Here is a 26,705-nt window from a genome sequence, read left to right as displayed (position 1 = left end):
TGCGGGGAAGCGACCCCGGTCGATCTTGGACGGATTGGAACATACCCCCCGGGGGCGGACGTACAGTGCAGCCATGGTCATCAGCGTTGCCCTCGTGAACGACGACGAGGTGGTCGTCCGCGGTCTCGACGCGATGCTGCGCAACTACGGCGACCGGGTCGAGGTCGTCGAGCTGGCCGCCGGGCGCAACATCGTCACCGACGTCGACATCGCCCTCTACGACACCTTCGGCATGGGGCAGGGCAACGGACCCGGCGTCGCACGGCTGCTCAACAACCCGCGCATCGGCAAGGTCGTCGTCTACACCTGGAACTTCCAGCCGTGGCTGGCCCGCGAGACGATGGAGAAGGGCGTCTCCGGCTACCTCTCCAAGAGCCTCACCGCCTCCCAGCTCGTCGAGGCGCTCCAGGCCGTCGCCACCGGCCGGGTCATCGTCTCGCCGGCCCCCAAGGGCAACCGGCTGATCGGCGGCGACTGGCCGGGCCGCGAGGAGGGCCTCACCGCCCGCGAGGCGGAGGTCCTTTCGCTCATCACCATGGGTCTGAGCAACCTCGAGATCGCCGACCGCACCTCGCTGTCGGTCAACTCCATCAAGTCCTACATCCGGTCCTGCTATCGCAAGATCGACGTCGACAGCCGCTCCAAGGCGGTCCTGTGGGGCGTGGCGCACGGCCTGCGGGCCGACCGCGTGCGGGTCGCCGGCTCGCCCGCGCAGGACAACGAGACCGAGCGCACCGCCTGACGTCCGCGAATCGCCGGCGCCGTCGGCACCGCCGTACCATCTCCCGGTGATCGAGCAGGCCGACCCCGTCTCCGTCGAGCCCGGGACCCCGGGTCCCGAGGGCGGGATCGATCCGGACGACCTGGCCACCACGCTCCGCGTGCTGCAGCAGCTGCACCACCTGCCCGGCGACCACCCGGACCACGTGCAGGTCAAGCGGGCGGCCTCGCACATGTACAAGGCGATCAAGGCCGAGCGCAAGCTCCGCAAGCGGGCCGAGGAGCTGGCCCACGACCGCGCGGTCACCGAGCTGACCGCCACCGGGTCGCCGGTGCGCATCGACGACGAGACCGCGGGCATCCCGCTCGTCTCGACGGCACCCGGCGCGTTCGCCGGCGAGCTCCTCAACCCGCGCGGCTGCTACATCTGCAAGCAGGACTACACGCTCGTCGACGCGTTCTACCACTGGCTGTGCCCCGCCTGCGCCGCCCAGAGCCACGCCAAGCGCGACCAGCGCACCGACCTCACCGGCCGGCGCGCGCTGCTCACCGGCGGCCGCGCCAAGATCGGCATGTACATCGCCCTGCGGCTGCTCCGCGACGGCGCGCACACCACGATCACCACCCGCTTCCCCAAGGACGCCGTCCGCCGCTTCTCCTCCCTGCCCGACAGCGACGAGTGGATCCACCGGCTCAAGGTCGTCGGCATCGACCTGCGCGACCCCACCCAGGTCGTCTCGCTGGCCGACGACGTGGCGGCGGCGGGACCCCTCGACATCCTGATCAACAACGCGTGCCAGACCGTGCGTCGTACGCCGGGGGCCTACGCGCCGCTCGTCGACGCCGAGTCCGCGCCGCTCCCCGACGACCGCGTGCTGCCCGAGATGGTGACCTTCGACCGGATCAGCGAGGCGCACCCGGCGATGATCGCCGGCGCGCTCACCGACACCGCGGTCGCCCACCACGAGGGCGAGTCGGCCGCCTCGGCACTGGCCGCTCACAACGCCGCGACCATGACGGCCCTGGCGCTCTCGGCGGGGCACGCCTCGCTCGACGCGCACCTGGCCGGCACGGCCGTCGACGCGGGCGGCCTGCTGCCCGACGTCCAGCTCAACAACTCCTGGACCCAGACCGTCGGCGAGGTCGACCCGCTGGAGCTCCTCGAGGTGCAGCTGTGCAACTCGATCGCGCCGTTCCTGCTGGTCTCGCGGCTACGCCCCGCCCTGGCGGCCGCGGCCTCCGCGGCCCGGTCCGGTCGGGCGTACGTCGTCAACGTCTCGGCGATGGAGGGGCAGTTCTCCCGCCGCTACAAGGGCGCCGGACACCCGCACACCAACATGGCCAAGGCAGCGCTCAACATGCTGACCCGCACGTCGGCGGGCGAGATGTTCGAGACCGACCGCATCCTGATGACCGCCGTGGACACCGGCTGGATCACCGACGAGCGCCCGCACGCCGACAAGCTCCGCATCGCCGCCGAGGGCTGGCACGCGCCGCTCGATCTCGTCGACGGCGCCGCGCGGGTCTACGACCCCGTCGTGCTCGGCGAGGCCGGCGAGGACCTCTACGGCTGCTTCGTGAAGGACTACCGACCCTCCCCCTGGTGAGGGGCGGCCGGGCCGGGCGCGTCGCTCTCGATGCTTGGTCCTCAGATTGAGGGCTGGGCGAACGTGGAGCGGGCGAGGACCATGGGGCCATGGACCGTGAGGTTCTGCAGGGCATTCTCGACCGCTCACCGCTCAGCGGCGACGGTCGTGAGGTCGCGGGCCCGGCGTACGACGCGGGACTGCCGTGGTGGCTGCGCCAGGCCGAGCTGGCCCTCGCGACCGGCCTCATGTGAGAGGACAAGAGGATGGACACGAACACGCTCTACCACCGGACCGTCGAGTTCTTCGCCGACCGGGTCAACGGTGTGAGGGACGACCAGTGGGGAGATCCCACGCCGTGCACCGAGTGGACGGTGCGTGACCTCGTCAACCACGTCACCTACGAGAACCTCTGGACCGTGCCGCTCATGGAGGGCGCGACGATCGAGGAGGTCGGAGACCGGTTCGACGGTGACGTGCTCGGCGAGGACAAGATCGGCGCTGCCTTGGCGGCTGCCCGGAAAGCGATCTCCTCGGTGGCGACCCAGCTCCCCCTCGGTGGCACCGTGCACCTCTCGTTCGGACAGACGCCGAAGCAGGAGTACGCCATGCAGCTGGCCGCCGACCACCTGATCCACGGCTGGGACCTGGCCGCGGCCACCCAGGGCGACACACGCATGGATCCCCACCTGGTGCACGCGGTCGCCCAGTGGTTCGACGCCAACGAGGATGCCTACCGACATGCGGGTGCCGTCGCCGCGCCGCGGCCTCTCGCTGGCGCCGCTCAGCACGACCTGCTGGCCCGCTTCGGTCGCGACCCTGGATGGGGTCCCCACCACCGGACCCTCGCGCTGTTCAACGCGGCTTTCGGCGACGGGGACGTCGACGCCGCGCTCGCCCTGGTCACCGATGACATCGTCTTCGAATCCACGTCACCGGCGCCCGACGGGCAGCGCATCCAGGGACGTGACGCCGTCCGGGCGGCCTGGACCCAGGTCATGCGCACGCCCGGGATGAGCTTCACCGAGGAGGAGTCCTTCGTGTCGGGCGACCGCGCGGTCGTCCGCTGGCGCTACGCCTGGGACGGCCCGGACTCGGGCCACGTCCGAGGAGTCGACGTCATCCGATTCCGGGATGGGCTGGTCTGCGAGAAGCTCTCGTACGTCAAGGGCTGACCCGTCCGGAACGCGAGGCCCGTTGCCACCGTCGAGGCAGGTGCCTAGCCTTCGGCACACCGACGCCCATCACACCTCAAGGAGACCCATGCGCAGCGAACTGTTCGGGACGAGCCTCGAGTCCGCCGGCACCGATCGGTTCGCGCTGCAGAACCCGCGCATGCTCCGGGTCGCGCTCGACGGGGAGGTGATGGCGCGCCAGGGTTCGATGGTCGCCTACCAGGGCCAGGTCGACTTCGCCTACCAAGGCGCGGGCGGGATGGGGAAGTTCCTGAAGAAGACGTTCACCGGCGAGGGCATGCCGCTGATGAAGGTCTCGGGACGCGGTGACGTCTTCCTCGCTGACGACGCCATGGAAGTCCACCTCGTCAACCTCGAGGACGACGCCCTGACGGTCAACGGCAGCAACGTGCTCGCCTTCGACTCGACCCTCGCGTGGGACATCAAGCGGGTCGAGGGGGCGTCGATGATGGCGGGCGGGGTCTTCAACACCACCTTCACCGGCACGGGCACCGTCGCCATCACCTCGCACGGCAGTCCCGTCGTCCTGAACGTCGACGCGCCCACGTACGCCGACATCCAGGCCGCGATCGCGTGGTCGTCGTCGCTCACCACAGCCGTACGACGGACCGCCGGGGCCGGAGCACTCATCGGTCGTGGCTCGGGAGAGGCATTCCAGCTCGGGTTCAGTGGTCAGGGGTTCGTCGTCGTCCAGGCGAGCGAGGGACGGGTGGTGGCCCCTCACAGTCACTGACTCGGCGCTACCGCGTGGGATGTCGGTTGGACCATGCCGTCGAACCGGACTGCGGGTAGCTCGATCACCACCGGATGCACGGCCGGACTGGGGACCTACGACCCCGACGCAGCCGGAGCAGTCGAAAGAGATGCTTGACGCCCGCGACGCCTCATCGCCCCTGAGCAGAGCCACAGGCGCCGGGTGGCCGCCTTGTCCCGGCGTTCCGGTTGCGCCGACAGGCAGCGGAGTGACGCCGTCGGTGAGTGCTCAGGTCTCGCCGCCGATGTCGAACTCATAGGCCTCGAACACCAGGTCGGAGCCTCGCTGCCGGTGCCGGACGAGCCGGCCCAGGAGCGCCGTGCCCAGGTCGCGGGCCCCGTCCACCTCGTCGATGACGTCCGGTGGTGACACTCGGGCCAGCAGCCTGTCGATCTGGGCAGAGATCAGCACGTGTTCGCGAGTGAGGCCCGCCACGGCTTCGGACAACCGGGGCGAGGTCTCGAGGAGGTCGCGATAGAGCCCATCAGGACCCTCCGTGATCTCGATGTGCTGACGAAAGTCACCAGACAGCTCCACCAGCGCCACGTGGACGCGTTCGGCCCAACGCGTCAGGTCGGTGGTGGCCGGCGCGGCCAAGGCGCCCTCCAGCGCGCTCACCGACTCGCGCAGCTCCGCACGGCGCTGCCGCAGCTCCTCCAGGAAGGCCTGGTCTGGTGCGGACGGGTTCGGTTCCATCGACCCTCCGATGCCACACGTCTGGTCACCAGTGTCGCGCGTCCGCGGTACGTATGGCGAGCCTGTCGTGGGGGTCGTGGAGGCGCCTCCGTCGACGAAGCCACGCTGAGCCGGCAACACGGCATCACCGACCGGCGGTGTTCGTCCCTGAGGCCACGGCCGCGGAGTTTGCCGAGCTGGATCCCGTCCCGGACGGCGTCGAGCGCGGCGCTGTGGCGGTGGTCATCGGCGATCTGGGCGAGGGCTGGACCTTCCCGATCCTCAACCGCGCCCTTCGTCTGCTCATGAGCGACGCCGCCGTACCTCTGGTCGCCCTGGGGATGACCCGGTACTGGCGCGCCGAGGACGGCCTTCGCCTCGACGCGGGCGCCTTCGTGCGCGCGTTGGAGTACGCCGCGGGCCGGACTGCGATCGTCGTCGGGAAGCCCGATCCGGCGTTCTACGGCGCCGCGATCGATGCCCTGCAGGTGCCGGCCGACCGGGTCGTCATGATCGGGGACGACATCCACACCGACATCGAGGGTGCCCAGCGGGCGGGCCTGGCCGGCGTGCTCGTGCGCACCGGCAAGTACTCACCGTCCGACCTCACCGACGGCGTGAGCCCCGACGCGGTCCTCGACTCGGTGTCCGACCTGCCACGGTGGTGGGCCGAGCTCTAGGTGGAGCCGCGTGCCAGCCGGCTGACCGCCGCGGCCACTCGGGACCCGAACATCACGGGGTCGATGTGATCGGCGCCCTCGAGGATCACTCGCTCGGCCAGGGTGGCGGCACGGTCCGCGACGCTGGTCGCGTGGACGTGGACGTGGACGAGGGTGCGGGGTCAGTTCTAGCGTTACTGAATGACCGACCCGGCCGAGTTGAGTGACCCGCACTGTCCGACCTGCGGCCAGCCCCTCCGGCACGGCGATCACCTTCAACCTGGCAACGCCGCCCTGGTGGTGGCCTCGGGCAACGCCGGCATCACCTTCGAGACACAGGGGCGCTGCGAGAACGAGGCATGCGCTGACTTCGGCAGCGAGTTCGCACCCGAAGAATGGCTAGGGCCAACCAGCGGCGAGTGAGGAGCTTCGGATGCCGGTGAGGCTGAACCACACGATTGTGTATTGCCGTGACAAGCAGGCCTCGGCATTGTTCGTGTCCGAGATCCTGGGGCTGCCCGCCCCGACGGGCTTCGGACCGTTCTCGGTTGTCCAGGTGGCGAACGACGTCTCGCTGGACTTCCTCGAGGAGGGCACGGTGCACCCGCAGCACTACGCCTTCCTGGTCGACGAGGACGACTTCGACCAAATCCACGGCCGGATCCTCGCCGGCGGCATCAGGTACTGGGCAGATCCCGGGCTGAGGCGACCGCAGCAGATCAACACCAACGACGGCGGCCGCGGGCTGTACTGGCTGGACCCCAACGGTCACATCCTGGAGATCCTCACCGTTCCGTACGGCGGCTGGCCGAACCCTTCACGTCCGTAGACACGGACAGCGAACTGCCATGGGGAAGCCACGGCACTTAGCTCCTGGCGGCAGACATGCACCCGCTCGCGGCGCAAGGACGCGGCACGTCTCTTGCTGGGTCCGGCCGTCAGGCCGGCGCCCCCGTGGGAACGACGCCGAGCTGCTCCAACAGCGACAACATGTCCGCGACACCCCAGTGCTCGCACACCCGGCCGTCCGAGTCGAACCGCATGATGTCGATGAGCTGGACGTCACCGGTGGCTCCGGTCGGCGGGATCCCCAGGAAATCGCCTCGGTGGGTCCCGGTGACCCGGACCCGGGCCACGACCTTGTCGCCCTCGGCGATCAGGTCCTCGACGGTCATGCTGAGGTCCGGGAAGGCCTGCAGCAAGGCTCGGAACCAGTCGAGCGTCCCCTCCTTGTCGGGCGCGAAGCCCGGTGTGTCCTCGTGCTCGACGAAGCCGTCCGCGACGAGGTCGCCGAACCCTGCGATGTCGCCGGCGCTGATCAGCTCATAGGTCCTGCGCATCGTCGCGCCATGGTCCATGGCGATCTCCTCTCTGGTTGTGGCGGTCCTCGTGGCCGCACCACCCGACTCTGGCGAAGCCGGTGGAGGACGACATCACTCGATCGAGCGATGCACGACGGCTGCTAGCCCCACCCGGTTGGAGACGCCGAGCTTGGCGTAGACGTGCCGGAGGTGGGTGTTGACCGTGTGCGGCGAGACGTACATCCGCCGGGCCACGGCGCCGTTCGTCAGGCCCTCGGCCACCAGCACGGACACCGTCCGCTCCGTGGAGGTGAGGCTCTCCCAGCCCGTCGCTGGCCGCTGCCGGCTCCCCTTGACGCCGGGAGGCGCGCCGACCAACCTCAACCCCGCCCGGACGCGCCCGGCCCAGGCGTTGGCGCCGGCGGCCTCGTAGCGGGCGAGCGCCTCGCGGAGCAGCGTCGCCGCCTCCTCCCGCCGACCATCCTTCGCGAGCGCGCTCGCCGCGTCCTCGCAGGCCCCGGCGTGTTCCACCAGGAGCGGCGAGCGGCGGGCGAGCGCGGCCGCAGCCACCAACGATGCTGCGTCATCGTCGACCAACCCGCGGCAGCGCAGCGCCAGGCTCCGCACTGTCGGCACCTCGGGTGCCAGATCCGCTCCAGCCTCCACCGCGTCGGCCACCTCGCCCGCCACCTCCCGCCGGCCCAGCGCCACGGCCAGTCGCACGAGATCGGGGGCCAGGCTGCGGTGGTAGAAGCGGCTCTCCCGAGCGGCGTCGACGCACCAGCAGCGCAGCAGGAGGTCGAAGGCCCCGTGCCGGTTGCCCTCGGCCGCCTCCAGCGCAGCGGCCGCGAAGGCCAGGATGCCCGCGTTGTAGGGCAGCTCCTCTCCCTGCACCGTCCCGGAGAACCGGTCGGCCAGCTCACGAGCGACCCCGAGCTCGCCCCTGCCTGTCGCGATGACGGTGCGATAGGCGAGCGACTGCCACTCCAGGAGCGGGTTGGCCTTCTCCCGGGCGGCCTGCTCCCCCGCCACGAGGCCGGGGACGGCGTCGTCCCAGTCGCCGAGGGCGTACGACGCCTGGGCGTCGGCCATCAGTGTGGCCGAGAGCCACCACGCGGAACCGAACTCGTCGTCCAGCGCCGCCCGGAACGCCGTCCTCGCCTCCCCGACGAGGTCGCAGTCGAACAGCGCCATGCCGAGCATCAGCTGCGGCTGCAAGGGCAACGCCCGTGGCCCGGCCGACCCCTCAGCGAGGGCCGCTGCCCGCCGGGCGTGGGACAGCGCGGCGTCGAAGCGGCCCTGCCGTCCCTCCGCCACCTGCAGAGCCGTCAGCGCCCACACCGACGACGCCGGGTCCTCGGTCGCGTCGGCGACCGCGAGGGCGCGAGCCGCGACGGCCTCGCCCTTGGCTGGGGCGCCGCTGTAGGTGAGTGCCCAGCTCTGCTGGGCCAGCATCACCACCTGCTCGACCGGCCCCACCCGCTCGGGAGAGGCGAGGCTGTCCTCCACCACGGCGACGAGCTCGTCGGCACGGTTCTGCAGGGCCAGCGCTGAGACGAGGGCGACCCGGAGGGGGTGTCGACCTCGGCGGCGTGCGGCCGCCCCAGGACCGCCTCGGCCCTGGCCGACGCCTCGGTCACGTCCCCGGCACGCAGGAGCGCCTGCACCACCTCGGCCGACACGGCGTCGGCGTCGCGGTGACCGCCGGGCAGCAACGCCTCGGCGCGCCTGACCAGCTCCAGGGTGACCGGCGGCGCCTGCCCCGCCGCTCCGCGGGCGGCGCGTCGTAGCCAGGTGGCCGCCTCCTCGTCACCGCGCTCGGAGCCGCGTACGAGGTGGTCGGCCACGGCCAACGGGTCTGCGCCTGCGGCCATCAGCGTGACCGCGGCCTCGCGGTGCAGGACGCGCCGGGCCGGGGCCGGCACCTGCTGGTAGATCGCGTCGTGCACGAGCTGGTGGCGAAAGACGACCCGCTCGTCGACCCGGTCGAGAAGCTGGGCGTCGTACGCCTCGCCCAGCTGCCCCGCGGCCTCCGCCGCAGAACGGCGGGCGACGGCGGCCACGTCGCGCAGCGACACCGCGTCGCCGAGCACGGCCGCGATCCGGAGCAGCTCCAGCGTCGGGCTGGGGAGGTCACGGAGCCGCCGGTCCACCAGGTCGCCCAGTGAGGCGGGGAGCTCGGAGACGGTCGCTTCGACCTCGGTGGCGGACCAGCTGAGCCCGCTGTCGGCGGCCAGCGAGCGCAGCATGGCGGTGGCCCACAGCGGGTTGCCCCCGGCCTTGGCCAGCAGGGCGGTCAGGCGCGGCCCGGGCCGGGCGCCGAGCTCGTGGGTCGCGAGCGCCGTGACCTCGTCTGCGGTGAGTGGGGCCAGGCACAGGCTGCGTCCCCCGACGGCTGCGAGGTCGTCCAGCAGCCGGACCACGCTGCCGGGGAGCGGCGAGGACCGCGTGGTCACGACGGTCAGCAGCGGGGCGAGGGAGAGCTGTCGCGTGAGCGACAGGACGGCCAGGAGGCTGGCGGGGTCCGCCCAGTGCACGTCCTCGGTGACGAGCAGCACCGGCCGCTCCGCGCACAGCGTCTCCACCAGGTCGACGATCTCCTCGACGACGCGCCACTGGATGTCGCCGGGGGTCGCGGACGCCTCCCCTCCACGCCCCGCGAGCAGTCGGCCGATCGCCGCGGCACGCGGGTCGGTCGACCGGGCGCTCAGGCCCAGCGCGGATGCAGCCAAGCCGAAGGGACGCGTGCGCTCGAACGGGTGGCCGCCACCCGAGAGCACCCGCAGGTCGCGGGAGCGCGCCTCGCCGACCAGGCTCTGCACCAGTCGGGTCTTCCCGATGCCGGCCTCGCCCTCGACCACGAGGACCGAGGAAGGACCCTGGCCGAGCCGGTCCAGCTCGCCCAGGGCGAGGTCGAGCTCGGCCGCGCGCCCGATCAGCCCGTCCGCAGACGGCACCACGACCGACTCCGCCACCCACCGAGTCTCCTCCCCGCCGACGTCGCGGTCCAGAGCCACGCACCCACGTGCCCCAGGTGTGGGAGGACCTGACATCGCGCGACCGAGTGATGTCTCCCCCGACGGCCGGGATCACCATCGAGGTCGCACCAGTCGTCCGTCGCCCACCACTCGCGGCCCGGACGGTCCCACCCACCTCTGCCGCAAGGAGCACGCAATGCCACGCATGGTCATCACCCACGACGTCGTCGAGATCGAGCGCTGGCTCAAGGGCAAGGACGAGCGCGCCGCAGCGCTGGGCGCGGTCGGCAGCGACGTCACCGACTTCGTCGCAGCCGACGGCAGCAGTCGCATCGCCGTGAGCGCGACCATCCACGACAGGGCTGCCCTGCAGGCACTGATCGACGCGCCTCCCCCGGAGGTGCTGGCCCAGATGGAGTCCCACGGCGTGGTGCCACCACTCACCGTCTACGTCGAGCAGTAGTCCACCCCGTCGGAGGAGGAACCGCATGTCCATCAAGGTGATCGTCGAGCTGAAGGCCGCGCCCGGTCGGCGCGACGAGCTCGCAGTGGTGCTCCACGAGATGCTGGCCGGCATGGGGCCGGCCCTCAGCGAGATGGGCTGCCTGGGCAGCGACTTCTACGAGGTCATCGACGACCCCGACGCCCTGGTCGAGATCGCGGAGTGGGAGACGGCAGCCGCCCGGGAGGCCGTCATCAACGACCCCTCGACCGCTGAGGCGATGGCACCGGTGTTCGAGCTGCTGGCCGCGCCCTTCAAGGCCACCCTCGTCCAGCCCGTGTGACACCGGCGATCGTGGCGCGCATGTCGTGACCTCCGGCCCGCACGACCCTCAGGAAGGATCCGCGCATGCCCCAGGTGGGATTCGCGCTCCCGGTGCTACCGGGCCGGACCGGCCTCGACCGCGACGCACTGGCGTCCTGCTGGCGCGGTGACCGGCGCGCGGCGTACGAGGACGCGCGCCGGCGTGCCGGCATCACTCGCGAGGCCGTATGGATCCAGGCCACCGCGACGGGCGACCTCGCCGTGGTCCACCTCGAGGCCGACGACCTCGACGCGGCGTTCGGCGTCCTCGGCGGTTCGCCGGCACCGTTCGACCAGTGGTTCCGCGACCTCGTCCATGCCGTGCACGGAGTTTCGCTCCCCGGAGTGCCTCTCCCTGAGCTGCTTCTCGACTACGACAGCGGCGTGTGAGGCCATGGCGCGCCAGCGTCGGAGCACAGCGAGGCGATAACCAGTATCGGGCAGCCGGACTCGGCCGTATGGTCCTCGCAGGACCTCATCGTCAGGAGCTTTGTGCGTACCTCGTGAGTCACGGCCCTCGGGTCGTAAGCCTGGCTGTGCCGACCGGCCCCGTCAGGCAAGTCAATCTGCCGCCCTGCGGCTCATCGACGCGCCCTTGGAGGCGGCCACGACGACTTGGAGAGGTACCTTGCAGAACCCGACACGAGTTCGACGCGCCGGGAGCCGCGATCAGGCGGCAGTCGCCGACCTGGCTGTCATCAACAACATGTTCGCGGTCAATGAGCTCGACGGGCTCACTGACGCGTTCATCAGCGCGGTCAACGGAGAGCTCGACAGCCATCAGTGGTTCGTGGTGACGGCTCAGGATGATGAGGTCATCGCAGCGGCCTACCTGGCTCCTGAGCCATTCGCAGACCGGCTGTGGAACATTTACTTCATCGCCGTCCACCCGTCCCGGCACGGAGCAGGGATCGGTACAGCCCTCCTTGCACACCTGGAGGAGCTGCTGCGCGACAGAGGTGAGGCTGCGGCACGGGTTCTCATCGTTGAGACCTCGAGCACCGGCCAGTACGAAGCCACTCGTCGGTTCTACGAGGCCCGTGGCTTTGACCGAGAGGCGCAGATCCGAGAGTTCTACGGACCGGGCGACCACAAGGTCGTGTTCTGGAAGGCCCTCGCAGATTGATCGCCCCGCGGCCCGTCGTCGTCGGTCGATGACGACGGGCTCGCGGCCGGCCGGCGGGGGAACGAGCGTTGTACTGGCAGCGCCCGGGGTGTGCGGCTTCGTGAGCCCGAACGTGACGACCGCGTCTCACGCAGCGCGCTCCGCTGCCAGAGTGGGTGTCATGGCGAACTACGGCAAGTACCGCGGAAGGGTCGAGAACGTCGTCGACCCGATGGGACTCATGCGCATCCAGGTGACGGTTCCGGCAGTGCTCGATCAGGCAACTGTCTGGGCCATGCCATGCGTTCCGTTTGGCTACCTCGGGGTGCCACCCGTCGGCTCGGGTGTCTGGGTGGAGTTCGAGGGAGGCGACACTGACTACCCGATCTGGTCCGGTTGCTGGCTGGAGCGGGGCACGGTGTTGATGCAGCCGGGAGGGATCGAATTCAGCAACGGTATGGGCGCATCGGTCAAGCTCTCCGGCCCCACGGTGTCGGTGAACGATGGCGCCCTGGAGGTGACCTGATGGGTGAGGTCCTGACCCAGGGCGCGATTGTCCTGTGCACCCACGCCGGCCAGGCGCAGCCAACCATCCCGCTTGCCCGTGTCCGGCTCTCCGGGCAGCCCGCGGTTGGCGCGGCCACGCCGTACCGGGTCACGGGTTGTACCCAGACTCCTCCCTGTGTCACGGCATTCTGGACGTCGAGCGCACAGCGGGTCAGGTCGGTCGATGTCCCGCTGGTCCTCGCCGACAGCACCGGCCTTTGCGTTCCCAACGGAACAGGCATCGTTGTGGCCGCTTCGGCTCAGTCGCGAGTCACCGCATCCTGACGTGCATGCTCGGTCCACCTCGGAGGGCCAGCGCCCGCCGGCAGATCCGGGCCTCCAAGGCGGAGGAAAGACGCATGCGCGTCACCGCTCCGTGAACGCTCCGCGCTCCCACCAGTCGATCGCCGGTTCCTCGCGTACGAAGCGTGCGGTTACCTCGACGTTGCCTAGGGTGCAGTACTTCCAGAGCTCTTTCGCCGCTCGGGAGTATTGGAACAGCACACGATCCATATCGAACGGGTCGAGATCACCGATGCGGAACCGATCGATCTCGCCAGCGACGTGTGCAACGAGTTCGGCGAGCTGCGCCTCGTGATAGGCGGCCACTTGCTGGCGTGCTTGTCGACGCGCTTCCTTCTCAGACACCCACTCAGGCTAGTGCCGACGGATCCGTCGACGGCCTTCGCGCTGATCGCGGCAGATCCGGACAGTGAATCTTGACCAAGATGGCGACCCCGACGCCGTCAGCAGTGGCTGCACCGGTACCCGTGCATCTGCGGCCGGCGTGCGCCACACTCAGGTCATGAGCCTCAGCGGTGACATCCGGACGGCCGCCCGACACGTGTCGTGGAAGGTCTTCGGTGCGAGTGCCGCCGTTGCCCTCTTCGCTTCTTGTGCCGTCGTCGCCCTCACGACGCACAGCTCGCCCCTCGTGCTTGCGGTCCTGGTCGGCGGCTTGGTCGTGGTGCTTCTCGCGGGCCTCACCCTGGACGCCATCAAGGCGCCTTTTGACCGCGGCCCGGGCTCGCAGGTCCGGTCCGGCTCGCGCGGCGGCTGGATCTGACTGACGCGCACATCGGCAGATCCGCGCACCATCAGCGGCAGATCCGGACGTTCGATCGGCGTAGCCTCGCGTCATGGTGCGGGCCGAGGTACGTGAGTGGCATGAGGACCTCGGCTGGGGTGTCCTGAACAGTCCCGAGACACCGGGCGGCTGTTGGACCCACTACTCGGTGATTGAGACTCGTCGCGTGGAGAGCCGCCACAGAGGGGAGGTCTTTGAGTACAAGGCGCTGACCCAGGGCGACGTGGTTGACCTGGAGTGGGAAGCACCGGGTCAGGATGGGTTCGGGTGCCGCGCCGTCGTCGTGCGCATGCGGTAGCGATTGTCGGAACCGCCAGTCGCTCGTTCGCATGAGCCGACTGCACGGGTCGCGGCATGTCCGGCCGTTCGGTGCAAGGATCCGTCCGTGAAAGATGAAGGCGACTGGGAGTTCGCCGATGCCTGGGTGCTGACGTCCATCGCCGTCTCGCAGGCACCCTGCACGCTGACCGAAGTGGTCGCGGCCGCGGACGGGCTCAACCACGCGATCCTTCTCGACGATGAGGTGGACGGCGCCGTTCGCAGACTGCTCGGCAGTGGACTTCTGGTCGTGACACCGGACATGACCTTCGCTCTGACATCCGCGGGCTCCGCGCTTGTCGCCCGTCGCAACGGCAGCCTCTTCAATCAGGTTGACTCGGTTCTGGGCTTGCTCGCTTCTGTACACGTCCGCGTCCAAGAGTTCGCGTTACCGCCCGGTGCCATGCGCGATGCCGTCGACACCTACCTTGCCCGGCGGGGACGCCGCTGACCTACGCACTCGATCATCGGCAGATCCGGTCGTTCGCACCGGCCCCGACAGGCGGCGGTTTGACGCATTAGGGGCTAGCTCACCGGCCAAGCGCCAAGGCCCTCAGGGAAGCCATTGGTCAGATGCACCGGTGCGATCTTCGCGTGACAAGGCAGCGTCGCATCTCGGGCAGTACTCAATTGCAGCTGCTGATCGGTCGAGGTCCGTCGGGATCGGCGCCGCGCACTGAGGACAAGTGTTCATGACGTCATGGTGGCACCGGGAGCGCGCTTGCGCTGGCGTACGGATGAGGCGTTCCACCTCTCGCGTGCCGGCAGCCCTCGAGCGCGGCGGAAAGAGGTGGTCGTCGTCGGGGAACGGTTCGGTCACGCGTCGCGGCACATGCGGCGATCGTCCCAATTCACCGGTCTGACGGGCGCGGCTTCTCTAGGGAGAGTCTCGAGACTCTTAGGGGAGCAAATGGCGAGGCAACTCAAGGGGAACCCATCGATCATCTCGCGACCGAATCAAGGGGTTCGCAAGTTCGTGCCGGGTCGAACGAGGTGCTCGCTCTGCGGGGAGGTCATGCATGGTGGTGGTGACAGTCCGCGTCCTGGGGCTGGTCGCATGTGGCGACATGGCGATGGGTGTCCGTCCCACACGGGGTACTCCAGGGAACTCCGCAACGAGCAAGTGAACGCGGCCGCCGCCGGCCTGGCTGAAGCGCTTCTGAGCGGCGACGAAGACTTGTGGGAGCAACTTGCCCTCAGTGTGGAGTTCGAGCCGACCGGAGTCATGGCCCTGGCACTTGCGATTGTTGTCAGCCGCTCGCCGGAGGCGCCCGGGGCGGGGTACTTATGAACGCGTCTTCCTGACCAACTCTTGTCGTAGGGGTGGCGCGAGGACGGACGCGCGCACGCGAAGCCAGCGGTAGATCGAGATCGACAAGGCCAGCGCCTGGGCGCCGCGTGACCAACTCGACGATGTACACGCGGCGGTAGGACGCGGGTTCGAAGCGAACTAGATGCGACAGATCCGGACGTCGCCGAGCCATGGAGAGCGCACGCCGACGCGTCGAGTCGGGCAAGGTATGTGCGTGCAGACCTCACCGCCTCCCGAGCAGCCCGAGCCGCCCGTAGCCTTCGTTTCATACTCCTGGGCCGGCGACCAGCATGTCGCGTGGGTCGCCAACCTGGCTCGTCGATTGCGCGCGAACGGTGTCGACGTCCATCTAGACCGATGGGACGTGCGCCTCGGCCACGACCTGAACCTGTTCATGGAGCGGTACGCCGATCCGTCGGCCCGTGTCATGATCGTGCTCTCCGACGACTATGGCCCCAAGGCCGACCGCCGCGCCGAGCAGTCTTCCGGTGTCGGGACCGAGACGACCATCGTCTCTCCGACCGTCTACCGCGATCTGGGTGGCAACCGCGTCATACCGGTTGTCCCAGACTCCGGCACGGTCGCAGACGATCCCGTTGTGCCCACATACCTCGTGGGCAGAACCTGGATCGACTTTCGCAGCGACCATGAGGCTGCATACGAGCGACTGCTGCGCGAGCTGCACGGGGCCCCGGTCGAGGCCGCCCCGCCGTTAGGCCCGAACCCGTTCGTCGGCACGACCGAGGCTCAGGCCCGAGCTACGATCCGCAACGACCCTGCCCGCTGGCGGGATGGCCGAACGAGCGGGCTGGTCGCGGTGAACCTGAACGAAAACTCGGGGCAGTTCACCCTTGGCAGCGACGAGGCCCGCTTTGAGCTGCACATGGACTATCCCTACGGCGGTGCGATTCACCCAAGTGCACCGAAGGGAGTCCGCCACTACAAGGATGGCATCGGCAACATCGGCTTGGTCGCTGCCGCTGCTGAACGCCGCGAAACGCTCGCCGACCTCGCCGCCCTGCCGATGTCTAATCGCGCCGAGCGAACCACCCCCGGAGACGTGTTGGTCATGATGAACCGAAGTGGCTATTGGGCGCTGCTCATTCTCGACGACGTCATCTTCCGTCCCGCCCTGAACGGGTACGAACCGGTCGCGGTGGTGCGCTACGTCATTGCTACTGACCGCACCGCCGCTCTCACCCTTGATGACTTGCCAACGTTGGCGGCGGAAAGACGCTCCTGACGAATCCGTTTGTCGACGGCGTCCTATGGCCTGCCCGCTGGGCCAGGTCATCTACCTCTCGGGCAACGGGTTCTGCTGAGCAGCGGCGGCATCAGCCTCACGCGCGGTTGCCGCGACGATGGTCGCCTCGACAAGAGCCGTCGACCATTCGATGTCAGCACGGACGGGCTGGGAGTAAGCGCCACCCGTCAGCCGTTCCTGAACTTCGGCGTTGAAGGCGAGCCGGCGACCGATCGGCGGGTGGTCCGCATCTCCGTTCTCGGGGTCTGCGTCTCCCAACTTGAGAACGCCGAGCGCAAGATGAGAACCGAAGCACGCCTCGAAGGCAGCCTGGCTGTCAGGATCGTACGGCTCGTCTCCGCGCAGCAAGTACGTTGCCAACGCGTCCGCTTGGAGCTCCATGCCGCCCGGTTCCTCGAACGTTGCCGCTAGCTCGCCTATTGAGGCCGAGAACTCGTCGACGGTGGCAGGCCGTACTCCTTCGACATGCCCAAGGACTCGGTGGGCAGCCTCGTGTGCCAGGCACCAGACATCACCGAGTAGTGATAACCCGATAGACGTCGGAGTGAGTTCGTCACCGGTGAACCCGTAGTCACCCACGAACACCTCCCCGGTCTCCCGCCAGAGGTCCGCGACGTATGCCATCCGTCGGGCGTCGTCAGCCAATTGCTCGACGTTCGCGTCTGCGCGTCGGATTCTCTCGAAGAAGGTCGCGAACTGCGCGGTCGCGTCGGAGAAGCCCACATTGAAGTCAATGAAGGCGCCGGAGAAGTGGTGGGGTGACGCCCAGGTGGCCGCCTGTGACTCCCAGGATTGGCGCTTCACCACGAAGGTTCCCGACAAGGCTTGCGCTAGGTGCGTTGGCGCGCGCTTGAGCAGCTTGCGCCAGAGGTCGGAGAGGAGAGGATCATTTGAGTACTCAGTGGCGTCTCGCCACGTCGTCGGTTTGTCGTCAACGACGCGCCAGTATTCGGCCTGATGCTCCAGTTGGTAACTCGGAAGTGGAGAAGGAGTCACTACGCCTCGCGCCCAGAACTCCCGTGCGTTTGGTCGATCGTTCTCCGACACCGTTCCCGCCCTCGGTTGATGCTTGAACGAGGAAGCGTAGCGATTCGCAATCGGTGGCACGCGAGAACTGGGTTTAGGCAGGTACGCCGGCGCGGACTCGCGGCGAAGCGACGCACCTCCGACAAGCACGGCCGCGGAACGCATACCCAACGTCGCGACCGGGTCCGGTACGTCGAGCTGCGCTGGTCACATGCCTTGAGTAATGACTTTCGCAATGACCTCGGATGAGACATCTCTGCCGACCCCACCGAAGAATTCCGCGGCCGAGCGCAGCTTTCCCTTCTTGGTCGGCTCGGTCTCCGCCTCCGCTGCTTCAACGAACGCCGCCGCCAATCTATCGGTCAAATCTTCTGGTGTTGGCCACGCGCCGACGGTCCGACGTGCATGGCCTGTGACCCCTCCGATGAGGTGGTAGAACCCATTGGCGTATGGACGTCCCACCTCGATGAACGGAGGATTTTCGTTCTTGAGCGCGAAGATGGCTCGCTGGACGTCGTCCATGTCCAGCCCGGTGTCGTCGACCAGTTGCTGCGCTCCGACGGGTGAACGCTTCTGATCCGCCAATCTGACGATTGACTCAAGTACAGGTAGGTCCCGATTCTCCCAAGTCGACTCCATGAAGAGCGATCCTATGTGTGAGGTTGGCATGCGCGCCACGTGCGCACAGGGGCGATACCAAAGCGGCGTCGCGAAAGCGGGTTGAGCCGCGGAGCGCTGCCAGCACGCGGCGGTAAGGCGCGCCTCTCTCTCGAAAAGGTCCGAGCTCCGCGCGTGGGATCGATCGCGGCCATCATGGACGCGCTGGTGTTGTTCAACTACCTGGGAGTGGTTCATTCGTCACTGAGCGCGCAACAGTCTGAAGCGGCAGGAGATAGGAACTGCCGCGCGGCGTTCACCGCGGAGTCAGTTGGACGACAATACTGAGTCGGTCGTACGAGGGGAGACCGATGGCGTTCAACGTTCAGGCGGGTACATTGGATGACCTGCTGCGCGATACGTACCTACGATTAGTTCAAGATGGCGAGCGGGTAAGTGCCAACCGAGGCCGGTTTCGTGAAATCGTGGGTGCCACACTCGAGTTGACAAATGTCCGGGCACGGCTGAGTCGCAGCGAGTCTCGTCGTCGTGTCGTTAGCGGTGTGGCAGAGCTCTGCTGGTATCTGTCCGGCTCAAACCGTGGCGACCTAGTCGTCTTCTATATGCCGAAGTACGCCGCTGAGCTCGAGGAAGACGGAACGGTTCACGGCGGCTACGGACCCCGCCTGTTTGGGCATGACCAAGACGCGCAGGTCCGGAATGTCATCGCTCTCTTGAAGGAAAGTCCCACCTCCCGCCGAGCCGTGGTGCAGATCTTCGACAGGTCCGACCAGCGAGTACCACGATTCAAGGACGTTCCGTGCACATGCACCATGCAATTTCTACTGCGTGACGGACAACTGCACATGGTGGTTTCCATGCGTTCGAACGACGCATACGTGGGCCTGCCGCACGACGTCTTTGCCTTCACGATGTTGCAGGAGATGGTCGCTCGCTCAGTGAATGCGGAGCCGGGCAGATACGTGCACAACGCGGGCAGCCTTCACTTGTATGACTCCACCGAGGAATCGATGAAGGTGTATCTCGGCGAGGGATATCAGAGCACCACTGACGGTATGCCGCCCATGCCGCTGGGAGACCCGTGGTGTCGAGCCGAGGAGTTGGTTGCGGCCGAGGTGCAGATCCGAGCAGGGGTTCCCTATGAGCAGGTAAGTCTGCCGACAGATCCGTACTGGGCTGACTTGGCCCGGATCCTCGCTCACCATGTCGCAAGGAAGGCGGAGGACGTCGAGGCGATGCGACGGATCGCTCGCGACATGCAAGACGCGATACTGAGAGAGTTCATGTAACAACCACCGGGGAGAGGCGTGTACAGACAGATCTCACGCTTGGTCGACCAACTCGGCTCGCAGGTGGCCCCGTGCGATGTCCTCGGCTGGGCGTGCCCGGTCCCCTTCTTCGGCGAGATCGCGACGGCGAAGGTGGCAACGGTCGGGATCAATCCCAGCAACCGGGAGTTCGTCGACCGGGCCGGAACTGAGCTGGCCGAAGCGGACCGGCGCCTACCAACCTTGTCATCTCTCGGTCGGGCCTCCTGGGACGACGCGACCGGTGACGACATCCGCTCTATCGCTCTCGGCTGCCGCCAATACTTCGCTAGGAACCCCTACCGTCAGTGGTTCGACGTCCTCGATCGGATGCTTTGCGTGGGCGGCGCCTCCTACTACGACTCAACTGCTTGTCACCTCGATCTGGTCGCCTACGCGACATCGACAAAGTGGGGCGTTCTTCCCAGCAATGTGCGCGAGGACCTGGTCCGGCGTGGTCGAGCAACTATTGCTGAGCTCATCCGTGACTCCGCCATCGAGGTGCTCGTCCTCAACGGCCGGTCTGTCGTATCGGAGTTCATACAGTTCTCAGGCACAGCCCTCGTTGCTCGAGACGTCGCAGCTTGGACACTTCCGCGCTCTAGCGGCACAGGGGTCGGCGGCATTGCCTACGAAGGCGTCATCGACACCATCGGCGAGGTGAGCCTCGACCGTTTCATCCATGTGGTCGGCTACAACCACAATCTGCAAAGTAGCTTCGGCGTCACCACGCAGGTGATGCAGCGAATCGGTGAATGGGTAGGAGCAACCGTTGCCAACGCAACCGCTGGTGCGGCCAGGTGATCGAACCGAGGCGGACCGACTTCACACGGCCTTGGACGAGTTCGAGCGCGATGTCGAACCGCTCGTCGGCGTCGCTTCGACGCCGGCGCGGGAGGTGTTCGTAGCGCAGATTATCGAGAGCCAGCGTCGTAACCGGTACATCCGAAGGCTGCTGACCGAGGTTCCCCTGACCGAGCCTTCACGCGACCCGGCATCGGGCTCGTTTGACCCGCTCAAGGCCGCGATTCTCTACTCGCGAGACCGCGAGTACGACGAGGCTTGCTGGCTAGTACTGCTCTCAGTCCACTTCGGTCGCCACCGGAGGAACGACTGGCAGTTGTCGTCTGATTTCTATGGTCGCCTTGGACAGCCGGGTCGGTGGGACTGGGCGAGCGCGATTGCCAACGTGGTCGACATGCGTGATTGGCTGGATGCCAACCGGACAACGATCAGCGCTCGAGGTGGCCGATTCGGCAACCACCGGAAGCGTGAGAGCTTGTCCGGGTCCTCTGCCAATGGCACGGGCGCGGTCCTAAGCAGCTATATCGAGTGGGTGGGTGCCTCGCACGAGGCGCACTTCTCGAGCATCGCTGTAGGTCCGACACCGATGGAGCGCTTCGCCGCACTGTACGAGTCCGCTGCGCAGGTGAGGCGGTTCGGAAGAATCGCTCGCTTCGATTACCTGTCGATGATGGGGAAGCTCGGCCTGATGGACGTTGAGCCGGACGGCCTGCACTTGGTCGGTGCCAGCGGCCCACAGTACGGGGCACGCCTTCTACTTGCAGGGCACTTCAGGGGTCAGCCTCGCAACCTCGAGATCGAGCGCCGGCTAGCGCCGCTGCGAGACAGGCTCGGGATCGGCTACGACGTCTTCGAGGATGCACTGTGCAACTGGCAGAAGAGTCCTACGTCCTTCGTCGCGTTTCGAGGGTAGCGCCGTTCCAGACGTAGCGTCGCTTGAGGCCGTTATGTTGGTTGGGCCTCAACAGGCCCCGATATTGGAACTGGCCGACGACGATCCCTGGCGAGATCGAGTTCGCGTGTGCAATACGGACGATTTCTCGCCTACTCAAGGCGCCATTCCAGCGCATTGAGGTCCGACCCATAAGGAACTCTGATGCGAACTCGTTCGCCTCATCCTCAAAGACGTCTAGGTGATCGCGGTCATCCAAGTTGTCGATGAACGTCATCTCGAGATCGTGGTGCAGGACGTGGCCGACCTCGTGGAAGAACGTGAACCAGAAGTGATCGTCAGTGAGGTGGCGTGCGCTTAGTTGGATGAGTGGATTCTCGTGCAGGCGACGGGCGACCCCGCTTGCCGAGCAACCTTTCGGTGTCGGAAGAACCACGACGTGGAGGCCGGCCCCGGCACACAGGCTGACCAACTCGCTAACGAACTTCTCGGGTTGCGGAACGCGGGTGAGATCGCGCAACCACGGAAGGAGAGCTGTCAGCCTCTGCGAATCGAAAGCTGGGAGTTTCGGGCCACTTTCTGCGACGAGATCACCAGCCCGGAACCAGGCAGTGGTTGCTCCGGCCTTCAGGTCGAAAGCGGATGATGATCGAAAGTGCGCGGATTCGACCTGCCTGTCATAACGTTCCTCCCAGGTGTCGATGTCCGGGACGTCAAAGAAGCGCAGACAGGTGTCTATCTGGTCCAGCCACGACGATGGCTTCTGCATCCACCCGAGTCGGACCATCTGCGCGACCGGCAGGTCTTGAGACCACTTGTCGGCCCTTACTCGGGCGAGGTCATCCTGGTACTGAGCCTCGCGCGTCATCCAGAACTCGGTCGTTCCCCCGACGGATGCACTGAGGTTCCGGGCAATTGACAGCGTCAGTGGAAGTGCGCCGGCCAAGAGGCTGCGAGTGTCGCCGGCACTCAGACCGAGTGAGGGGGCGAGGTCGTCGAGGTCGAGTTGCCGCTCGTTCATCACCGCGCCGATCGTTTCCCCTGGCGCGGAGGCCCACCGAGGGGTCAGTCCTCCAGCGTGCACGTTAGATCACCTCGATCTTCATCAACTGAATGTACGTCGTTCGGGACCAGTCGACCATGCCAGCATGGTCGAGGCGCGGCTCGGTGTGGTTCGCGATCCACAAGGTGCTTGCGCCGAGTGCCAGATCAAGAGTGAGCTCGCAATTGAACGGTCCCCCCGTACGGGGACTTCCGACGACAAGGTCGGCGATCGTCTCAGCGGCACGCAGGTCGGCCACGCGACCGCGTAGACCAGCGCCTACGTGCTCGCCGAACTCGGCGATGGCGACAGAGTTGTCCTCGCACAGTCGCCGCAGTGTGGGTGTCTTAAAGGCGATAATCACAGATAGTTCCAGCTCTCGAGAGTCGAACATACCGACGCGCGGCGGCGACAAGACCGAGATCGGCTTGACACGCCGACGGGTGCATCTATGAAGACCCTCTGTTATCGACTTCGGTAGCGAGGACAACTGCTCGCGCTCGTACACACGACGCAGGCGAAGGACCCGTCGACGGACACGTCGAGGATCGTGAGCTGCCTGTGGCTGCACCGTTGCATCTGCGATGTACCCGAGCGCGAGCCCCAACGGGCACGAGTAATTCGGCGTCGCTCGTAGTAAGCGGTGACCGAAGACGGGCGGCGGAGAACAGGGCGACTACGGGCGTCGTGACTCCGCCGCTTAGCGAGCTTGCTTGGCCATCGTCATTCTGAGCGTCGTGCAGCGCCTTCGGGACGCGCCATCTGGACGGAGAGCCAGGCGCCCTCATCGAAGGCGCGCTCCGGGCTGATGGGCGTACCGTCGAGGTAACCGAGTGAGGGGTGAATCCGCTGTGGCTGACACACCTGGAGAGCGGGCGGAGCAGCGTGCCGCGGTCGAAGCCCTCACTGCCTCGGCTCGCGAGTGGCACAAGCTGCAGATCGCGGCGCTGGCTTTCGTGGGGCTGTGCGGGGTGCTCACTGGCGACAACGGCACCAGGCTCCCGATGTGGCTGCAATCGGTCGCGGGGGTCCTGGCGCTCCTCGCCCTTGGGTTCGCTGCCATCGGGCTCCTGCTCGTGGCAGTTGTGGCGTGGCCGCCCGGCGTACTGACGGACCTCTCGGCCGGCGCCCGCCGGCTCCGAGCGGGTGTCGCCTTCACGTGCGTGGCGGTCGGGCTGACCGCGCTCTCGGCGTCCAGCAACTGGTGGCCAGAGTCCGGTGCCGACCGGCCCGTCCAGGTCAGCACCAACGGCGGTACCGCGTGCGGCCCGATCGTCGACAGCGCCGCCGGCTGGATCGACCTCGACGTGGAGGACACCGTGCTCCGCGTCGACCTGACAAAGGTGGTCTCGCTGAGGCCCGTGGAGTCCTGCTGACCAACCCGGATGACGGGGTCACGCATGCAACTCGACACCGGCGGCCGGAACGCCCGCCGGCCGCGCGTCAGCCTTGGGCGCCCGCCCCGGCGATGTTGACCATCCAGCCGATCCCGAACTTGTCGACGAGCATCCCGAACTCGTCACCCCACGGCGCAGCCTCGAGCGGCTGGGCAACCTGGCCACCCTCGGCCAGCCCGGCGAACCAGCCGCGCAGCGCGGCGCCGTCCTCAGCGGGGCCGGAGAGGCTGATCGAGATGTTGTTGCCGACCGTCACCTGGGTCATCTCCGGCGGGGCGTCGGCGACCATCAGTGTGAAGCCGGCGGGCGTCTCGAGCTGCCCGTGCATAACCTGGTCGGCGAGCGGGCCCTCGGTGCCCATCTCGCCGAAGGTCATCACGCGCAGCTCGCCGCCGAGCACCGAGTGGTAGAACTCCAGCGCCTCGCGGGCGCGGCCCTCGAGGATGTTGACGTAGGGGTTGAGGGTGGCCATGCGGGGCTCCTTCTCGTGCGAGGGACGGACCCCCACCAACCTACGAGCCCGTGACCGCCTGGTCGAGGTTCGTCAGCGCCGCCTCGAGGTCGGACTCCGAGACCAGCGGGAAGCTGATCTTCTTCAGCAGCTCCTGGTCGGTCACGTTGCTCCAGTCGTAGGTGTGCCGGACCTTGGTGGCCTCGGACCCCTCCGCCTCGAGCTCCCACACCCACTGCCAGCCGGGGGGCTCCTGGCCGGCGGGAGCGGTCTGCCAGGCCAGCAGCTGGTTGGGCGAGTAGCCGGTGACCGTGTTGTCGGTGCGGTAGTCACCGCCCATGTGGTCGCCGGACATGTCCATGGTGAACACGTCGCCCACCTGCTGGATGCGGTTGGAGCCCACGTCGCCCTTGACGAAGCCGGACCCGTCGATCTGTGCGTGCCTCTCCGGGTTGCTCAGCACGTCGAACACGGCTGCGGTCGGGGCCTGGATGGTGCGCTCCACGGTGATCTTCTTGTCGTCGCTCATCCGTCGACCCTGCCGTGCCGAGGGTCCCCGGACAACCGTCCGGGGACCCCTGAGGGTGTACGACGCCTCAGCCGGCGTGGCCGCGCAGCAGGTCGGCGAAGTCGGTCACCGGGCCCACCGACGTGCCCGCGCTGCGCTGCGGCGTACGACGCTCGCCCGCGTCCGGTCCGAAGCCGGCGACGTGGTCGGTGGACACGACCAGCCCGGCGAGCTCGCCGGCGGCCCGGGTGATCCGGGCGGTCAGGTCGGTCGATCCCCCGAAGTCCTCGGTGGCCGCGAAGACGCCCGTCGGGACGACGACCGCACGCAGGTAGGCGAACAGCGGCCGCATGGCATGGTCGAGGACAAGCGAGTGCCGGGCGGTGCCGGCGGTCGCCGCGATGAGCACGGGCATCCCGGTCAGCGCGTCGGTGTCGAGCGCGTCGAAGAACATCTTGAACAGCCCGCTGTAGGACGCGGTGAAGACCGGCGTCACGGCGATCATGCCGTCGGCCGCCGACACCAGGTCGCGGACCTCGGAGAGCCGCTGGGTCGGCATCCCGCCGCTGGTCATGAAGGTGGCGAGGTCGCCGGCGAGCTCGCGCAGCTCGACGTGCTCGAAGCGGGCAGCCTCGCCGCGAGCGCCCACCTGGGCGGCCACGGCGTCGGCGAGCTGGTCGGCGAGCAGCCGCGTCGAGGACGGGACGCTCAGGCCGGCGGTGACGACGACGATGGTGCGGGTCATGCGCGGGCTCCTTCCGAAGCGGCTGCCTCCAGCGTGGCGCGGGCGGGCTCGACGAGGTGGTGCGGGGCGTCGGGGCCGGCGGCGACGAGGGAGGAGTGGGTGGGCGGGTCGCTCGGCACGTGCGCCGGGCGGCGGCGCTCGAACTCGGTGCGCAGCACCGGCACGACCTCGGTACCGAGGATCTGGATCTGCTCGAGCACGACATCGATCGGCAGGCCCGCGTGGTCGATGAGGAACAGCTGGCGCTGGTAGTCACCGGCGTAGTCGGCGAACCCGAGGGTCCGCTCGATGACCTGCTCCGGCGTGCCGACGGTCAGCGGCGTCATCGTGGAGAAGTCCTCCAGCGACGGGCCGTGGCCGTAGACCGGGGCGTTGTCGAAGTAGGGCCGGAACTGGCGCTTGGCCTCGGCCTCCGTCGTACCCATGAAGACCTGGCCGCCGAGACCGACGATCGCCTGGTCGGCGCTGCCGTGCCCGTAGTGCTCGAAGCGCCGGCGGTAGAGCCGCACCATCTGCTCGGTGTGCTCCTTGTTCCAGAAGATGTGGTTGTGGAAGAAGCCGTCGCCGTAGTACGCCGCCTGCTCGGCGATCTCGGTGCTGCGGATCGAGCCGTGCCACACGAAGGGCGGCGTCCCGTCGAGCGGCGCGGGGGTGCTGGTGTAGCCCTGCAGCGGCGTGCGGAACTGGCCCTGCCAGTTGACGACCGGCTCGCGCCACAGCGTGCGGAGCAGGTGGTAGTTCTCGATCGCGAGCTTGATGCCGTCGCGGATGTCCTTGCCGAACCAGGGGTAGACCGGGCCGGTGTTGCCGCGGCCCATCATCAGGTCGACGCGGCCGCCGGACAGGTGCTGGAGCATCGCGTAGTCCTCGGCGATCTTGACCGGGTCGTTGGTCGTGATCAGCGTGGTGGACGTCGAGAGCAGCAGCCGCTCGGTCTTGGCCGCGATGAAGCCGAGGTGGGTGGTGGGGCTGCTCGGCACGAAGGGCGGGTTGTGGTGCTCGCCGGTGGCGAAGACGTCGAGCCCGGCCTCCTCGGCCGCCAGGGCGATGCGGGTCATCGACTCGATGCGCTCGGCCTCGCTCGGGGTGCGTCCCGTGGTCGGGTCGGGCGTGACGTCGCCGACGCTGAAGATGCCGAACTGCACGACTGCCTCCTGGTGCCTATTGGTTGAAGATTGTACGACCCATAACGGTGGGAGTTCGTCCGATATTCCGGGGGTAGTTCGTGACGGACGGACCCCCACCAGCCCCTCCCGAGGGGGTCCGATCGTCACGGACTACCCTCTTGCGAACCCATACCCCCTAGGGGTATGGTCTGTCGTCATGGAACACAGCTACGTCGCGCACGGCACCAAGGACAAGCACCTCCAGCGTCTCAAGCGCATCGAGGGGCAGGTCCGCGGGCTGCACCGGATGGTCGACGAGGAGCAGTACTGCATCGACATCCTGACGCAGGTCTCCGCCGTCACCCGCGCCCTCCAGTCGCTCTCGCTCGCCCTGCTCGACGAGCACATGGAGCACTGCGTCGTCCAGGCCGTGGGCGACGAGCAGCAGGCCAAGCTCAAGGAAGCCAGCGCGGCCATCGCGCGGCTCGTGAAGTCCTGAGGAG

At 67.8% G+C, this 26,705-nt stretch carries 35 protein-coding genes; 22 read left to right on the top strand and 13 right to left on the bottom strand.

Annotation, left to right across the window (positions count from 1 at the left end; translation table 11 throughout):
• The first annotated feature begins 73 nt into the window (after positions 1-73).
• From DAI17_RS14455 to DAI17_RS14440, 5 genes are all read left to right on the top strand, one after another.
• A complete protein-coding gene (locus tag DAI17_RS14455) occupies positions 74-742 on the top strand; it encodes a response regulator transcription factor (RefSeq protein WP_107773915.1) in 669 nt (222 codons plus the stop codon).
• A 46-nt stretch (positions 743-788) separates the two neighbouring features.
• Positions 789-2,327 (top strand): SDR family NAD(P)-dependent oxidoreductase, encoded by a 1,539-nt coding sequence (locus DAI17_RS14450; protein ID WP_234412509.1) that lies wholly within the window; start codon positions 789-791, stop codon positions 2,325-2,327.
• 89 nt (positions 2,328-2,416) lie between these two features.
• Positions 2,417-2,560, top strand: coding sequence for a hypothetical protein (locus DAI17_RS21020; protein ID WP_159081555.1), 144 nt, complete (start codon positions 2,417-2,419; stop codon positions 2,558-2,560).
• 12 nt (positions 2,561-2,572) lie between these two features.
• Positions 2,573-3,481, top strand: coding sequence for a TIGR03086 family metal-binding protein (locus DAI17_RS14445; protein WP_107773914.1), 909 nt, complete (start codon positions 2,573-2,575; stop codon positions 3,479-3,481).
• A gap of 88 nt (positions 3,482-3,569) precedes the next feature.
• Positions 3,570-4,235 carry an AIM24 family protein gene (locus DAI17_RS14440; RefSeq protein WP_107773913.1) on the top strand — a complete coding sequence of 222 codons (666 nt, stop codon included), beginning with the start codon at positions 3,570-3,572 and terminating at the stop codon, positions 4,233-4,235.
• Between the two features lie 249 nt (positions 4,236-4,484).
• Here the strand turns inward: DAI17_RS14440 and DAI17_RS14435 are convergent, their stop codons facing one another.
• Complete coding sequence (locus DAI17_RS14435) at positions 4,485-4,952, bottom strand: hypothetical protein (RefSeq protein ID WP_107773912.1); 468 nt, start codon at positions 4,950-4,952, stop codon at positions 4,485-4,487.
• A 137-nt stretch (positions 4,953-5,089) separates the two neighbouring features.
• Between DAI17_RS14435 and DAI17_RS14430 the strand changes: the two genes are divergently transcribed.
• The 3 genes from DAI17_RS14430 (at position 5,090) to DAI17_RS14420 (ending at position 6,419) form a co-directional block, all read left to right on the top strand.
• Positions 5,090-5,611 carry an HAD-IA family hydrolase gene (locus DAI17_RS14430; RefSeq protein ID WP_159081554.1) on the top strand — a complete coding sequence of 174 codons (522 nt, stop codon included), beginning with the start codon at positions 5,090-5,092 and terminating at the stop codon, positions 5,609-5,611.
• Positions 5,612-5,791: 180 nt separating this feature from the next.
• Positions 5,792-6,013 carry a hypothetical protein gene (locus tag DAI17_RS14425; RefSeq protein WP_107773910.1) on the top strand — a complete coding sequence of 74 codons (222 nt, stop codon included), beginning with the start codon at positions 5,792-5,794 and terminating at the stop codon, positions 6,011-6,013.
• A gap of 10 nt (positions 6,014-6,023) precedes the next feature.
• Positions 6,024-6,419: a VOC family protein gene (locus tag DAI17_RS14420; protein WP_107773909.1), complete on the top strand. Its 396-nt coding sequence runs from the start codon at positions 6,024-6,026 to the stop codon at positions 6,417-6,419.
• A gap of 109 nt (positions 6,420-6,528) precedes the next feature.
• Here the strand turns inward: DAI17_RS14420 and DAI17_RS14415 are convergent, their stop codons facing one another.
• From DAI17_RS14415 to DAI17_RS14405, 3 genes are all read right to left on the bottom strand, one after another.
• Positions 6,529-6,948 (bottom strand): ester cyclase, encoded by a 420-nt coding sequence (locus DAI17_RS14415; RefSeq protein WP_107773908.1) that lies wholly within the window; start codon positions 6,946-6,948, stop codon positions 6,529-6,531.
• Positions 6,949-7,023: 75 nt separating this feature from the next.
• Entirely contained in the window at positions 7,024-8,403 is a 1,380-nt protein-coding gene (locus DAI17_RS14410; RefSeq protein ID WP_107773907.1) for a helix-turn-helix transcriptional regulator, read from the bottom strand.
• A complete protein-coding gene (locus DAI17_RS14405) occupies positions 8,346-9,908 on the bottom strand; it encodes an ATP-binding protein (RefSeq protein WP_159081553.1) in 1,563 nt (520 codons plus the stop codon). The genes DAI17_RS14410 and DAI17_RS14405 overlap by 58 nt, the downstream gene beginning before the upstream one ends.
• Positions 9,909-10,065: 157 nt before the next feature.
• On the opposite strand from DAI17_RS14405, the gene DAI17_RS14400 reads away from it, so the two are divergent.
• From DAI17_RS14400 to DAI17_RS14380, 5 genes are all read left to right on the top strand, one after another.
• Positions 10,066-10,332 (top strand): hypothetical protein, encoded by a 267-nt coding sequence (locus DAI17_RS14400; protein WP_159081552.1) that lies wholly within the window; start codon positions 10,066-10,068, stop codon positions 10,330-10,332.
• Positions 10,333-10,357: 25 nt separating this feature from the next.
• On the top strand, positions 10,358-10,654 hold the full coding sequence (locus DAI17_RS14395; RefSeq protein ID WP_107773904.1) for a putative quinol monooxygenase: 297 nt from the start codon (positions 10,358-10,360) through the stop codon (positions 10,652-10,654).
• 65 nt (positions 10,655-10,719) lie between these two features.
• Complete coding sequence (locus DAI17_RS14390) at positions 10,720-11,064, top strand: hypothetical protein (RefSeq protein ID WP_107773903.1); 345 nt, start codon at positions 10,720-10,722, stop codon at positions 11,062-11,064.
• Positions 11,065-11,302: 238 nt separating this feature from the next.
• Entirely contained in the window at positions 11,303-11,800 is a 498-nt protein-coding gene (locus DAI17_RS14385; RefSeq protein WP_159081551.1) for a GNAT family N-acetyltransferase, read from the top strand.
• Positions 11,801-11,960: 160 nt separating this feature from the next.
• Positions 11,961-12,305 (top strand): phage baseplate assembly protein V, encoded by a 345-nt coding sequence (locus tag DAI17_RS14380; RefSeq protein WP_107774128.1) that lies wholly within the window; start codon positions 11,961-11,963, stop codon positions 12,303-12,305.
• 386 nt (positions 12,306-12,691) lie between these two features.
• On the opposite strand, the gene DAI17_RS14370 is transcribed toward DAI17_RS14380, so the two are convergent.
• Complete coding sequence (locus tag DAI17_RS14370; protein WP_107773901.1) at positions 12,692-12,973, bottom strand: hypothetical protein; 282 nt, start codon at positions 12,971-12,973, stop codon at positions 12,692-12,694.
• A gap of 157 nt (positions 12,974-13,130) precedes the next feature.
• On the opposite strand from DAI17_RS14370, the gene DAI17_RS14365 reads away from it, so the two are divergent.
• The 4 genes from DAI17_RS14365 to DAI17_RS14350 all read left to right on the top strand — a co-directional run bounded on the left by DAI17_RS14365 (position 13,131) and on the right by DAI17_RS14350 (position 16,285).
• Entirely contained in the window at positions 13,131-13,391 is a 261-nt protein-coding gene (locus DAI17_RS14365) for a hypothetical protein (protein WP_107773900.1), read from the top strand.
• A 73-nt stretch (positions 13,392-13,464) separates the two neighbouring features.
• Complete coding sequence (locus DAI17_RS14360) at positions 13,465-13,710, top strand: hypothetical protein (protein WP_107773899.1); 246 nt, start codon at positions 13,465-13,467, stop codon at positions 13,708-13,710.
• Positions 13,711-13,797: 87 nt separating this feature from the next.
• Complete coding sequence (locus DAI17_RS14355; protein ID WP_107773898.1) at positions 13,798-14,181, top strand: hypothetical protein; 384 nt, start codon at positions 13,798-13,800, stop codon at positions 14,179-14,181.
• 1,075 nt (positions 14,182-15,256) lie between these two features.
• Positions 15,257-16,285, top strand: a complete 1,029-nt coding sequence (locus tag DAI17_RS14350; RefSeq protein ID WP_159081550.1) for a toll/interleukin-1 receptor domain-containing protein — start codon at positions 15,257-15,259, stop codon at positions 16,283-16,285.
• 51 nt (positions 16,286-16,336) lie between these two features.
• Here DAI17_RS14350 and DAI17_RS14345 read toward each other — a convergent pair whose 3' ends face one another.
• The gene (locus DAI17_RS14345; protein WP_159081549.1) at positions 16,337-17,353 is read right to left on the bottom strand and encodes a M48 family metalloprotease; all 1,017 of its coding nucleotides are present in this window, start codon (positions 17,351-17,353) and stop codon (positions 16,337-16,339) included.
• A gap of 186 nt (positions 17,354-17,539) precedes the next feature.
• A complete protein-coding gene (locus DAI17_RS21015) occupies positions 17,540-17,971 on the bottom strand; it encodes a hypothetical protein (protein ID WP_159081548.1) in 432 nt (143 codons plus the stop codon).
• A gap of 329 nt (positions 17,972-18,300) precedes the next feature.
• Between DAI17_RS21015 and DAI17_RS14340 the strand changes: the two genes are divergently transcribed.
• Genes DAI17_RS14340 through DAI17_RS14330 form a run of 3 tightly spaced genes read left to right on the top strand, consistent with a single transcriptional unit; the run spans position 18,301 to position 20,974 of the window.
• Positions 18,301-19,239 carry a thymidylate synthase gene (locus DAI17_RS14340; RefSeq protein WP_107773895.1) on the top strand — a complete coding sequence of 313 codons (939 nt, stop codon included), beginning with the start codon at positions 18,301-18,303 and terminating at the stop codon, positions 19,237-19,239.
• An 18-nt stretch (positions 19,240-19,257) separates the two neighbouring features.
• Positions 19,258-20,061 (top strand): hypothetical protein, encoded by an 804-nt coding sequence (locus DAI17_RS14335; RefSeq protein WP_107773894.1) that lies wholly within the window; start codon positions 19,258-19,260, stop codon positions 20,059-20,061.
• Between the two features lie 31 nt (positions 20,062-20,092).
• The gene (locus DAI17_RS14330; RefSeq protein ID WP_107774126.1) at positions 20,093-20,974 is read left to right on the top strand and encodes an alpha-glutamyl/putrescinyl thymine pyrophosphorylase clade 3 protein; all 882 of its coding nucleotides are present in this window, start codon (positions 20,093-20,095) and stop codon (positions 20,972-20,974) included.
• On the opposite strand, the gene DAI17_RS14325 is transcribed toward DAI17_RS14330, so the two are convergent.
• The gene (locus DAI17_RS14325; protein WP_234412528.1) at positions 20,946-21,974 is read right to left on the bottom strand and encodes an ImmA/IrrE family metallo-endopeptidase; all 1,029 of its coding nucleotides are present in this window, start codon (positions 21,972-21,974) and stop codon (positions 20,946-20,948) included. The two genes, DAI17_RS14330 and DAI17_RS14325, sit on opposite strands and share 29 nt — an antisense overlap.
• A gap of 64 nt (positions 21,975-22,038) precedes the next feature.
• Positions 22,039-22,503 carry a hypothetical protein gene (locus DAI17_RS14320; protein ID WP_159081547.1) on the bottom strand — a complete coding sequence of 155 codons (465 nt, stop codon included), beginning with the start codon at positions 22,501-22,503 and terminating at the stop codon, positions 22,039-22,041.
• A 343-nt stretch (positions 22,504-22,846) separates the two neighbouring features.
• Here DAI17_RS14320 and DAI17_RS14315 point away from each other — a divergent pair, with 343 nt between their 5' ends.
• On the top strand, positions 22,847-23,371 hold the full coding sequence (locus DAI17_RS14315; RefSeq protein WP_107773891.1) for a hypothetical protein: 525 nt from the start codon (positions 22,847-22,849) through the stop codon (positions 23,369-23,371).
• Positions 23,372-23,438: 67 nt separating this feature from the next.
• Here DAI17_RS14315 and DAI17_RS14310 read toward each other — a convergent pair whose 3' ends face one another.
• The 4 genes from DAI17_RS14310 to DAI17_RS14295 all read right to left on the bottom strand — a co-directional run bounded on the left by DAI17_RS14310 (position 23,439) and on the right by DAI17_RS14295 (position 26,241).
• Entirely contained in the window at positions 23,439-23,864 is a 426-nt protein-coding gene (locus DAI17_RS14310) for a VOC family protein (protein WP_107773890.1), read from the bottom strand.
• Positions 23,865-23,904: 40 nt separating this feature from the next.
• A complete protein-coding gene (locus DAI17_RS14305) occupies positions 23,905-24,372 on the bottom strand; it encodes an SRPBCC domain-containing protein (RefSeq protein ID WP_107773889.1) in 468 nt (155 codons plus the stop codon).
• Positions 24,373-24,439: 67 nt separating this feature from the next.
• Positions 24,440-25,096, bottom strand: coding sequence for an FMN reductase (locus DAI17_RS14300; protein WP_107773888.1), 657 nt, complete (start codon positions 25,094-25,096; stop codon positions 24,440-24,442).
• Positions 25,093-26,241: an LLM class flavin-dependent oxidoreductase gene (locus tag DAI17_RS14295; RefSeq protein ID WP_107773887.1), complete on the bottom strand. Its 1,149-nt coding sequence runs from the start codon at positions 26,239-26,241 to the stop codon at positions 25,093-25,095. Before DAI17_RS14295 ends, DAI17_RS14300 begins: the two co-directional genes overlap by 4 nt.
• Positions 26,242-26,419: 178 nt before the next feature.
• Here DAI17_RS14295 and DAI17_RS14290 point away from each other — a divergent pair, with 178 nt between their 5' ends.
• Entirely contained in the window at positions 26,420-26,701 is a 282-nt protein-coding gene (locus tag DAI17_RS14290; RefSeq protein ID WP_107773886.1) for a metal-sensitive transcriptional regulator, read from the top strand.
• The last annotated feature ends 4 nt before the right edge of the window (positions 26,702-26,705 follow it).

Source organism: Nocardioides sediminis (genome assembly GCF_003047295.1).
GTDB lineage: Bacteria > Actinomycetota > Actinomycetes > Propionibacteriales > Nocardioidaceae > Nocardioides > Nocardioides sediminis.
Note: the sequence above shows the minus strand (reverse complement) of the source record. Positions and strands in the feature narration are given on the sequence as shown.